Here is a 9,341-nt window from a genome sequence, read left to right as displayed (position 1 = left end):
CGCCGGGTTAGGCAGCGCTGTTCTCAGGTTCGTCGTCCTTGTAGAGCTCCTCGCGCGTCACCTTCTTCTCGGTGACGTTGGCAAGTTCCAGGATGAAATCGACCACCTTGTCCTCATAGATTGGTGCGCGAAGCTGGGCGAGCGCGTTGGCGTTGTTGCGGTAATAGTCCCAGACCTCTTTCTCGCGGCCGGGCATCTGGCGCGCGCGCTCGATCACCGCGCGGCTGACTTCGTCGTCGCTGACCGTGATCTTGTTCTTATCGCCGATCTCGGACAGCACAAGCCCGAGCCGGACCCGGCGGTCGGCGATCTTGCGGTATTCTTCCAGGGCGGCCTCTTCCGTGGTGTCTTCATCGGCGAAGGTCTTGCCGGAGGATTCCATCTCGGCCTTGATCGAATTCCACATCAGCTTGAATTCTTCCTCGATCAGCGAAGGGGGCGCCTCGAAGCGATGGCTCTCGTCGAGACGGTCCAGCAGCATGCGCTTGACCCGCTGGCGGGTGGCGCCGGCAAATTCCGCGGCCAGCCGCACGCGCGCGGCCTGTCTGAGCGCGTCGAGCGATTCCAGACCAAGTGTCTTGGCGAACGCGTCGTCGATCACGGTGGCCTGCGGCGATTCGATCAGGGTCGCCGTGGTTTCGAACTCGGCCGGCTGACCTGCAAGCTTGTCGTTGGCATAGTTCTTCGGGAATGGAACTTTGAGGTTGCGGGTTTCGCCCACGGCGATCCCGAGCAACTGGTCCTCGAAGCCCGGAATGAAGGTATTGGAGCCGATCGTCACCTGGATGTTTTCACCGGTGCCGCCGTCGAACGGCGTGCCGTCGATGGTGCCCTTGAACGAGATCGTGACCCGATCCCCCGGCTCGGCCTTGGCGCCCTCGCTTTTGGCGGCAAATGCGCGGTTCTGGTCGGCGATTCGCTGGATGGCAGCGTCGACATCCGCATCGGTCACCTCGGCGACCGGCTTCTCGACCGTGAAGCTCTTGAAATCGGCGAGCTGGATCGCAGGCACCAACTCGATCGAAACGGTGTAGTTCAGATCGGATCTTCCGGCCAGGATGTCCTCGACGGCTTTTTCCGCGGACGGCATGGTGATCTTGGGCTCGGTCGCCAGACGGTAGCCGCGCTCGGTGAAAATCTGCGAATTGGTATCGCGGATGGTCTGGTCGATGGTCTCCGCCATGACCGAGCGGCCATAGACCTTCTTGAGGTGGCTTACCGGCACCTTGCCCGGACGAAAGCCGTTGAGACGAACCTTGTCCTTGAGGTCGACGAGACGGGCGCCCGCCTTGGCATCGAGATCCGATGCGGGAACGCTGATCTGGAATTCGTGCTTCAATCCCTCGGCGAGGGTTTCTGTGACCTGCATGGCGTCAATCTTCTTCCCGCTTTGGTCCGGCCTGCGCCGGGACCCTGTCCATTCTTTCGACGCGCGGCCTCACAATGCCGGCGTCCGTGGTTTGGCGGACCCAATCCTTGCGGGAAGACATACCCTAAAGGCTCAGGTCCTTAAGTTAATTCTTCATGCAAACGCTGTCAGCGCTTGGTGCGGGCGGAGGGACTCGAACCCCCACAACTTTCGTCACTGGAACCTAAATCCAGCGCGTCTACCAGTTCCGCCACGCCCGCTGATAGCATCCTGTCCGGCCGCGATGCCGCGGGCGGCGGGCTTATAACATGGGCCGAGCAGTCCGCAGCAAAAAAATGGCCATTGCAAAGCCTCGCCGGAAGTAGCTGCGCCGGCTGGACATATCCAGCGGAAAATGATCCGCATCGAGACATGGCAGATGGAATTTTGAGGCTTGACCGACGCCGGCTGATCGCCGGACTGGGTGCCGCGGCCCTCGCTCCGGCGCGCTCCGCTGCCGCGGCGGCGGAGCCGCAAATCGTGCCCGTTCTCCACGCCAAGATCGACCTCGGGAAATCGCCGCCACAACGGCCCGATGCGCTGCTCTGGGAGTTCGCCGGTCCGGCCGAAACGGCGCGTGAGACCGCCAAACGTGGGACCGCGCTCGAATTCAGACTTGCCAATGAATTGCCCGTCCCGGCGGGGCTCAATTGGCATGGACTGGATGGCGTTCCGTCCTCGGAACTGCTGACCGCGCAGGCCCCCTTGCCGTCCGGTGCCAGCCAAAACCTGCAAATCCCGTTCGGGCGCTCGGGCACCTATCTCTGCGATCTCCGTCTGCTGGGAGACGGTCAGGCACGTGCGTCGCGGGCTCTGATGCTGATCGTCGCGGAAACCGAAGCGGTCGAGGTGGATCATGATGAGGTATTTCTGATCGAGGACTTTCGGCTGGACCCTGATGGAGCGCTGGTCGCGCCCGGCAGCGATCCAAAAGGTACAAACCTGTTGTACACGATCAACCGCGAGTCCTCGCAACAGGTCTCGGCGCGGCCGCATGATCGCCTCAGAATGCGCTTTATAAATGGATGTCAAAGATCTGTAATCGCGGTAAAAATTGAAAACCACGACGTTCGTGTCATAGCCTTGGACAGTCAGCCCGCGGAACCCTTCCCGGCGCGCAATGGGGCGATTGTGCTGGCACCTGGTGGCCGGGCCGATGCCTTCGTCGATGCCGCGGGGCCGGCCGGCATGACATCAGCGATCCTGCTCCATGACGGCAAGGAGGCACGTTCGATCGGCCGACTTGTCATCACCGATGAACCGCCGATCCGGAGCATGCCGCTGCCGCCTTTCCAAGCGCTCAAGTCCGACGGCCCGAGGGCCCAGCTCGATCTCAAAAACGCCCTCCGCTTCGAGTTGGTGCTGGGGGGACCGGCGGCGGATTGGGTGACGCCGGCGACCTTGGCTGCGACCACCCCGCCCGCCTTCCGTGCCAGGGCGGGCCGTATCGTGGTATTGGCACTGGCCAACCGCGCCGGCGTCGCCATCGTCTTCCATCTCCACGGACATCATTTCCGGCTGCTGGACCGGCTCGATGATGGCTGGAAGCCATTCTGGCTGGATACGCTGGCGATTGGTCCCGGACAGACCGAGCATGTCGCCTTCGCCGCCGAATATGCCGGGCGCTGGTTGCTGGAAGCCATGGCGACCGACTGGGCTGCGCCGCGCCTCGTCAGGTGGTATAGTGTCGAATGAGGAAACCAACATGAGCGCAGCCCCACCTACCCTTCGCAGCGTCACCGCCCGGGCGGTCGACGTGCCGATCTCGCGGCCGGTGAAAAATGCCTTCGGCGTGATCCGTTCGGCACCACTGGTGCTGATCGATGTCGAGACCGATCAAGGTATTACCGGACGTTCTTATATCTTTGGCTACGCCAGGCTGGCGCTCAAGCCGCTGGTAGACTTGATCGGCGAAATCGGCGCCGATCTGACCGGCAAGACAATCGCACCTTTCGACCTGATGGCAGCCATGGATGCCAAATTCCGGCTGCTCGGCTGGCAGGGACTGGTCGGCATGGCAGTTTCCGGCCTCGACATGGCGTTCTGGGATATCCTCGGCCGGGCGGCGGGTCAGCCGCTGGCGACCTTGCTGGGCGGATCGCCGCGGCCGATCCGGGCCTATGACAGCTATGGCGCGGTCGATCCCATCGCCGACGAGAGGGATCTGCGCCGTTCGCTCGATCAGGGTTTCCGCGGCATCAAGATCAAGGGCGGCGACGGCGATCTCGCCAAGGATGAGCGGGTGGTCAGGGAGGTGCGCGCGCTGCTTGGTCCCGACATTGCGCTGATGCTGGATTTCAACCAGTCGCTCGACGCTTCAGAAGCCAGCCGCCGCATCGACCGGCTGGCGGCTTACGATCTGCACTGGATCGAGGAGCCGGTGGCGGCGGAAAACCTGCAAGGCCACGCCGAAGTGCGCGCGACCTCGCCGATATCGATTCAGTCCGGCGAGAACTGGTGGTTCCCGCGCGGCTTCGCCGAAGCGATCGCCGCCGGCGCGAGCGATTTTATCATGCCCGATCTGATGAAGGTCGGCGGCGTCACCGGCTGGTTGCGCGTCGCCGGCCAGGCCGAGGCCGCCTCGATCCCAATGTCCAGCCACCTGTTCGCCGAAGCGAGCTCGCACCTTTTGGCGGTAACGCCGACCGCGCACTGGCTCGAAGTACTCGACCTCGCTCGCGCCGTTCTGGCCGAGCCGATCGAGATCGTCGACGGCACGGTCACCGCGAGGGGGCCGGGATTAGGACTGTCGTGGGACGAAGCCGCGGTCGCGAAGTATAGTCCGCGCTGAACCATCAGCCGCGCGATCCACGTGTCCAGAAATATTGTGTCCGGTCAGTGGGCGATGGTGGGTTGATCGCGAGGCGGGGGTGTGGTTGCTTCCGGCCCGATGACGATCACCGACCCTTCCAGGATTGCCCGCGCCCAGGCGACCAACCGGCTCCAGGCGATCGGTGCGTTGTTTTCCGATGGCTGCGCCCGCATTGGGAGCCATCCGCTTGCCGCCATCATTTGCATCGGCTTCGCCCTGCGTTGCTTCTGGTGGATGACACATCCGGTCAGCAATTCACCGGACGCCATGCTCTATCTCAAAGAGGCCGACAACTTGTTTTCGACCGGCAGGATCGAGAGCAACGTCTGTATGCCGCTCTATCCGATCCTGATTCATCTCGCAGGAGAAAATGGCATCATCCTCCTGCAGATCGCACTTTCGACCGCGTCAATCTATCTAGCTTATCGGATTGCCTGCGACGTCTGGTCCTCCAAGTCAGCCGGAGTGGTCGCCGCCATCCTGATGGCCGCGCACCCGATGCTGATCTATTACCTGGCATTCCGGCTGACCGAGACCGTTTTTATCTTTTTCGTCCTGCTCGGTTTTGCCGCGCTGTATCGCGATCGAATTGCCGGCGCCGCGCTCGCCTTCACGCTGGCCAATCTCTTGCGGCCGTCACTCGATCTCGTCGTTCCGGCCATCCTGGTTGCCGGCACATTTGCAACTGTCGCAAAGCCGACCCTGCGCGAGCTGGCAAGGCGACTGGCCGTCTACGCGCTGATATACGGCACGCTGATGTCGGCCTGGTGGCTTCACAATTACGAAAAATACCACCGGTTTGTTCGACTGGATTTGGGCGCCGGCATGACCATGATCTACGAGAACAATCAGCAATTCGAGCAATACGGTTTTGATGCCGCGAAGCTGACGCCCTGGGTACCGTTTGCTCAGATCGCAGACCCGGTCGAACAGGATGCAGCGATGCAGTCGGCCGCGATTGCCTATATCAAAACCCGCCCGCTGGCGTGGCTGCGCGGAGACCTCGATCGGGCCACGCGTTTCTTCACGCCAAGCGATCTCAGTTATAGCAGGCTGCAGAAGTTCTTTTCCGCGCTGATCCTGATAGCGACGGTCGCGGGTGCCCTCGCCTCGCTCGCACTCGTCCCGGGCTGGCGACGTCGCGTGCCGCTATGGTTGCCCGTCGTATTTCTGACCGCCCTTCACCTTTCATTTCACGCGCTGCCGCGCTATCGCTTGCCGCTCGATCCCCTGTTGATCGTTCTTGCCAGCGGCAGCCTCGCCGCCTGGCAGCGGCGCATCGGCGGTATGGTGAACAAGCACATTGTGGTGCCGGCAGGTCAAGGACGATACCAGAGCGCTCAATAGTCGATCCCAAATTCGTCATAGAGCCGCCGGAATACGGCGGGCAACACCTCGCTGAGATCTTCGGCGATCAGGCCGGGGCCGGCCTCGCGTCCGGCCTCGCCGTGCATCCAGACCCCGATGCAGGCGGACTCGAAGGCCGGTGCGCCTTGCGCGAGCAGGCCGGCTATGAGGCCGGCCAGTACATCGCCGGCGCCGGCGGTGGCGAGCCAGGGCGGCGCGTTGGCGGCGATGGCGGCGCGCCCATCGGGTGAGGCCACCACGGTATCCGGCCCCTTGAGCAGGACGATGGCGCCGGAGCGCTGGGCTGCCGCCCTGACCCGTTCGAGCTTCGAGCGAAGCGGGTGTTTGTTGCTGAGATCGCTGAACAGTCGCGGAAATTCCCCCTCATGCGGGGTCAGAACGACCGCGCTGTCGTGCGACGATTTGATGGCCTCGAACAGCCGGTCCGGCGCCTGCGCGAAACAAGTCAGCGCGTCCGCGTCCAGCACCAGGCCTCGCTGCGCGGAGAGCGCCGTCAGCACACAGTCGCGGGTCCGGTCGGAAACTCCAGCGCCCGGTCCGATCACGCAGGCGTTGAGGCGCTTGTCGGTCAATAGCTCGGCAAATTCCACTGCTGTGTCGATGGGACGAACCATCACGGCCGTCAGCGCTGACGCGTTGACCGCGAGCGCATCCCGGGGCGAAGCCAGCGTGACCAGCCCGGCGCCAGCCCGCAGCGCGCCGCGGGCCGACATTCGGGCCGCGCCGGTCGCGGCGATGTCGCCGGAGAGGACGATCGCATGGCCGCGGACGTATTTATGGCCGTCGACCCGCGGCAGCGGAAAGGCCTTGCGCCAAAACCGCGGAATGTTTTCAAAACTCTGCGGGCGAATTTCGGCGATCACCCGCGCATCGATGCCGATATCGGCCACCTGCACGCGACCGCAATAAAGTCTGCCCGGCAGCAGCAGATGCGCGGGCTTGCGGCGGAAAAAGGTGACGGTCGCAGTGGCACGAACTGCAACCCCCATCACGGCGCCGGTGGTGCCGTTGACACCGCTCGGCAAGTCGACCGCGAGAACCGGCGCGCCGTTGGCATTGATGGCCTCGATCATGTCGTGCGGCTCGCCCTTTACGGGCCGATCAAGGCCGGCACCGAACAGCGCATCGACGATCAGTGCGGGTCTGCCGATCGCCTGGGGATTGAACGGCAGCACCGGATATTTCCATCCCCGCGCCGCGGAGGCCGCGTCGCCCTGCAGGCTGTCGCGCTCGCACAGCAGGATGACCGAGACTTCGCGGCCGCGGGCGGCAAGCTCAGCCGCCGCTACAAAACCATCGCCACCATTGTTGCCGGGCCCGGCGACCACGACAATGGACCCCTCCGGCACGAGGTCCATCGCGGCCTCCGCAACGGCCTGGCCTGCACTCAGCATCAGCGCAAAGCCCGGTGTGCCCGCGGCAATCGTCAACCGATCGGCACGCTGCATTTCAGCCGATGTCAGTACTTCCATGCCAAATCCCTGGTATGAGCGCCTCATCCTGAGGCATTTCCACATACGCGCGCTGTCGGACCTCGTAGGATTGCACGAGGATTGAGCTATTTGCCTATTTCGAAGGCTTTGCTATTTTGCGCCGTCATCCCAACCCGCCGCCATATGCCTGTTAATGGCCTGATAACATGTCAAAATCAGCCGTTTTAACAACTTGGCATAGACCCTGCTTTTGGGGAAGCCAATCTGGTCTGCCGTGCTCACCTTACAATTTTGAGTGTGCCCGGCTGCTTGCTGAAACTGACGATTGAGGAACCTGCGCACACTCGCGCAGCGTGGATAGAAACCTGCGGTCCGAACTAAATGCCGGGAGGCGCTCTGTGAAAAAAATAGAAGCCGTCATCAAGCCGTTCAAGCTCGACGAGGTCAAGGAAGCGCTTCAGGAGGTCGGACTGCAGGGCATCACCGTCACCGAAGCCAAGGGTTTCGGCCGGCAGAAGGGTCATGCCGAACTCTATCGCGGCGCTGAATACATTGTAGACTTTCTGCCCAAGGTCAAAATCGAGATTGTAATCGGGGATGACTTGGTGGAGCGCGCAATCGATGCGATCAGGCGCGCGGCGCAGACCGGCCGCATCGGCGACGGCAAGATCTTCGTTTCGAATATCGAGGAAGCCATTCGCATCAGGACCGGGGAATCCGGCCTGGATGCCATTTGAATTGGAATTGCGCAGATTCTGATATTGTATTGAGCATCCCGCAATTGTATTGAGCGTTACCCGAGGGTCGCTGCTTGCGGCCAGGTTACGACGCTTTTCAGCCAAAAGGGGTAATCATGAAGACCGCCAAAGACGTCCTGAAGTCAATCAAGGACAACGACGTGAAGTACGTCGATCTGCGTTTTACCGATCCGCGCGGCAAGTGGCAGCACGTGACTTTCGACGTCGGCATGATCGACGAAGAGGCATTCGCCGAGGGATTGATGTTCGACGGCTCGTCGATCGCAGGCTGGAAGGCGATCAATGAATCCGACATGTGCCTGATGCCCGATCCGGTGACCGCGACGATCGATCCGTTCTTCGCGGAGACCACCCTGGTGATCACCTGCGACGTGCTCGAGCCGACCACCGGCGAACCCTACAACCGCGACCCGCGCAGCATGGCCAAAAAGGCCGAGGCCATGGTCAAGTCGATGGGCGTTGGCGATACCGTGTACTTCGGGCCGGAGGCGGAGTTCTTCGTGTTCGACGACGTCCGCTACCAGACCACGCCCTACAATACCGGCTTCAAGCTGGATTCGATCGAACTGCCGATCAACTCCGACACCGAATATGAGGGCGGCAACCTCGGCCACCGCATCCGCACCAAGGCCGGCTATTTCCCGGTTCCGCCGCAGGATTCGGTGCAGGACATGCGCTCGGAAATGCTCGGCGCGATGGCCAAGATGGGCGTCAAGGTCGAGAAGCATCACCACGAAGTGGCCTCCGCCCAGCACGAACTCGGTATGAAGTTCGACACGCTGACGCTGATGGCCGACCAGATGCAGATCTACAAATACTGTATCCACCAGGTCGCCCACATCTACGGCAAGACCGCCACCTTCATGCCGAAACCGGTCTATGGCGACAATGGCTCGGGCATGCATGTTCATCAGTCGATCTGGAAGGACGGCAAGCCGGTATTCGCCGGCAACAAGTACGCCGACCTCTCGGAGACCTGCCTCTCCTACATCGCCGGCATCATCAAGCATGCCAAGGCGATCAACGCCTTCACCAACCCCTCGACCAATTCCTACAAGCGCCTGGTGCCGGGCTACGAAGCCCCGGTGCTGCTCGCCTACTCCGCGCGTAACCGCTCAGCGTCGTGCCGCATCCCCTACACCTCCAATCCGAAGGCCAAGCGCGTCGAGGTGCGTTTCCCCGATCCGATGGCCAATCCGTATCTCGGCTTTGCCGCGATGCTGATGGCCGGTCTCGACGGCATCAAGAACAAGCTCGATCCGGGCCCGGCGATGGACAAGGACCTCTACGATCTGCCGAAGGAAGAGCTGAAGGCGATTCCGACGGTGTGCGGCTCTCTCCGCGAGGCGCTCGAAAACCTCGACAAGGACCGCTCTTTCCTCAAGAACGGCGGCGTGTTCGACGACGACTTCATCGACGCCTATATCGACCTGAAAATGCAGGAAGTGGAGCGTTTCGAAATGACGCCGCACCCGGTCGAATTCGAGATGTACTACTCGCTGTAAGTCGGCGGGCGAATTTCCAAAAACAAAAAGGGGCGCCTCAGGGCGCCCTTTTTCATG

Annotated in this window: 7 protein-coding genes and 1 tRNA gene; 5 read left to right on the top strand and 3 right to left on the bottom strand. The window is 62.2% G+C overall.

What is annotated here, in order from left to right:
* Positions 1-7: 7 nt before the first annotated feature.
* Together tig and ABSG20_RS22055 are read right to left on the bottom strand one after the other, a co-directional pair.
* Positions 8-1,369, bottom strand: coding sequence for a trigger factor (gene tig / locus ABSG20_RS22060; protein ID WP_423866632.1), 1,362 nt, complete (start codon positions 1,367-1,369; stop codon positions 8-10).
* Positions 1,370-1,544: 175 nt separating this feature from the next.
* Positions 1,545-1,629 (bottom strand) — tRNA-Leu (locus ABSG20_RS22055).
* A 151-nt stretch (positions 1,630-1,780) separates the two neighbouring features.
* Between ABSG20_RS22055 and ABSG20_RS22050 the strand changes: the two genes are divergently transcribed.
* From ABSG20_RS22050 to ABSG20_RS22040, 3 genes are all read left to right on the top strand, one after another.
* The gene (locus tag ABSG20_RS22050; protein ID WP_423866631.1) at positions 1,781-3,103 is read left to right on the top strand and encodes a multicopper oxidase family protein; all 1,323 of its coding nucleotides are present in this window, start codon (positions 1,781-1,783) and stop codon (positions 3,101-3,103) included.
* A 10-nt stretch (positions 3,104-3,113) separates the two neighbouring features.
* Positions 3,114-4,199, top strand: a complete 1,086-nt coding sequence (locus ABSG20_RS22045; protein ID WP_423866630.1) for an enolase C-terminal domain-like protein — start codon at positions 3,114-3,116, stop codon at positions 4,197-4,199.
* A gap of 99 nt (positions 4,200-4,298) precedes the next feature.
* A complete protein-coding gene (locus ABSG20_RS22040) occupies positions 4,299-5,567 on the top strand; it encodes a hypothetical protein (protein WP_423866629.1) in 1,269 nt (422 codons plus the stop codon).
* Here ABSG20_RS22040 and ABSG20_RS22035 read toward each other — a convergent pair.
* Positions 5,561-7,060 (bottom strand): NAD(P)H-hydrate dehydratase, encoded by a 1,500-nt coding sequence (locus ABSG20_RS22035; protein WP_423866628.1) that lies wholly within the window; start codon positions 7,058-7,060, stop codon positions 5,561-5,563. The genes ABSG20_RS22040 and ABSG20_RS22035 overlap by 7 nt on opposite strands.
* 359 nt (positions 7,061-7,419) lie before the next feature.
* Between ABSG20_RS22035 and ABSG20_RS22030 the strand changes: the two genes are divergently transcribed.
* Positions 7,420-7,758, top strand: coding sequence for a P-II family nitrogen regulator (locus ABSG20_RS22030; protein WP_423866627.1), 339 nt, complete (start codon positions 7,420-7,422; stop codon positions 7,756-7,758).
* A gap of 116 nt (positions 7,759-7,874) precedes the next feature.
* Positions 7,875-9,284 carry a type I glutamate--ammonia ligase gene (gene glnA / locus ABSG20_RS22025; RefSeq protein ID WP_423866626.1) on the top strand — a complete coding sequence of 470 codons (1,410 nt, stop codon included), beginning with the start codon at positions 7,875-7,877 and terminating at the stop codon, positions 9,282-9,284.
* Positions 9,285-9,341 lie beyond the last annotated feature (57 nt).

The sequence above is a fragment of the Bradyrhizobium sp. genome (assembly GCF_049512235.1).
In the GTDB taxonomy this organism is placed as follows: domain Bacteria; phylum Pseudomonadota; class Alphaproteobacteria; order Rhizobiales; family Xanthobacteraceae; genus Bradyrhizobium.
The sequence above is the reverse complement of the archived record's forward strand: the minus strand, read 5'-3'. Positions and strand labels throughout refer to the sequence as shown.

Bases quoted from the DNA above. Each gene is read 5' to 3' on its own strand.
- tig (WP_423866632.1), bottom strand. From the start codon at position 1,369: ATGCAGGTCACAGAAACCCTCGCCGAGGGATTGAAGCACGAATTCCAG.
- ABSG20_RS22050 (WP_423866631.1), top strand. From the start codon at position 1,781: ATGGCAGATGGAATTTTGAGGCTTGACCGACGCCGGCTGATCGCCGGA.
- ABSG20_RS22045 (WP_423866630.1), top strand. From the start codon at position 3,114: ATGAGCGCAGCCCCACCTACCCTTCGCAGCGTCACCGCCCGGGCGGTC.
- ABSG20_RS22040 (WP_423866629.1), top strand. From the start codon at position 4,299: ATGACGATCACCGACCCTTCCAGGATTGCCCGCGCCCAGGCGACCAAC.
- ABSG20_RS22035 (WP_423866628.1), bottom strand. From the start codon at position 7,060: ATGGAAGTACTGACATCGGCTGAAATGCAGCGTGCCGATCGGTTGACG.
- glnA (WP_423866626.1), top strand. From the start codon at position 7,875: ATGAAGACCGCCAAAGACGTCCTGAAGTCAATCAAGGACAACGACGTG.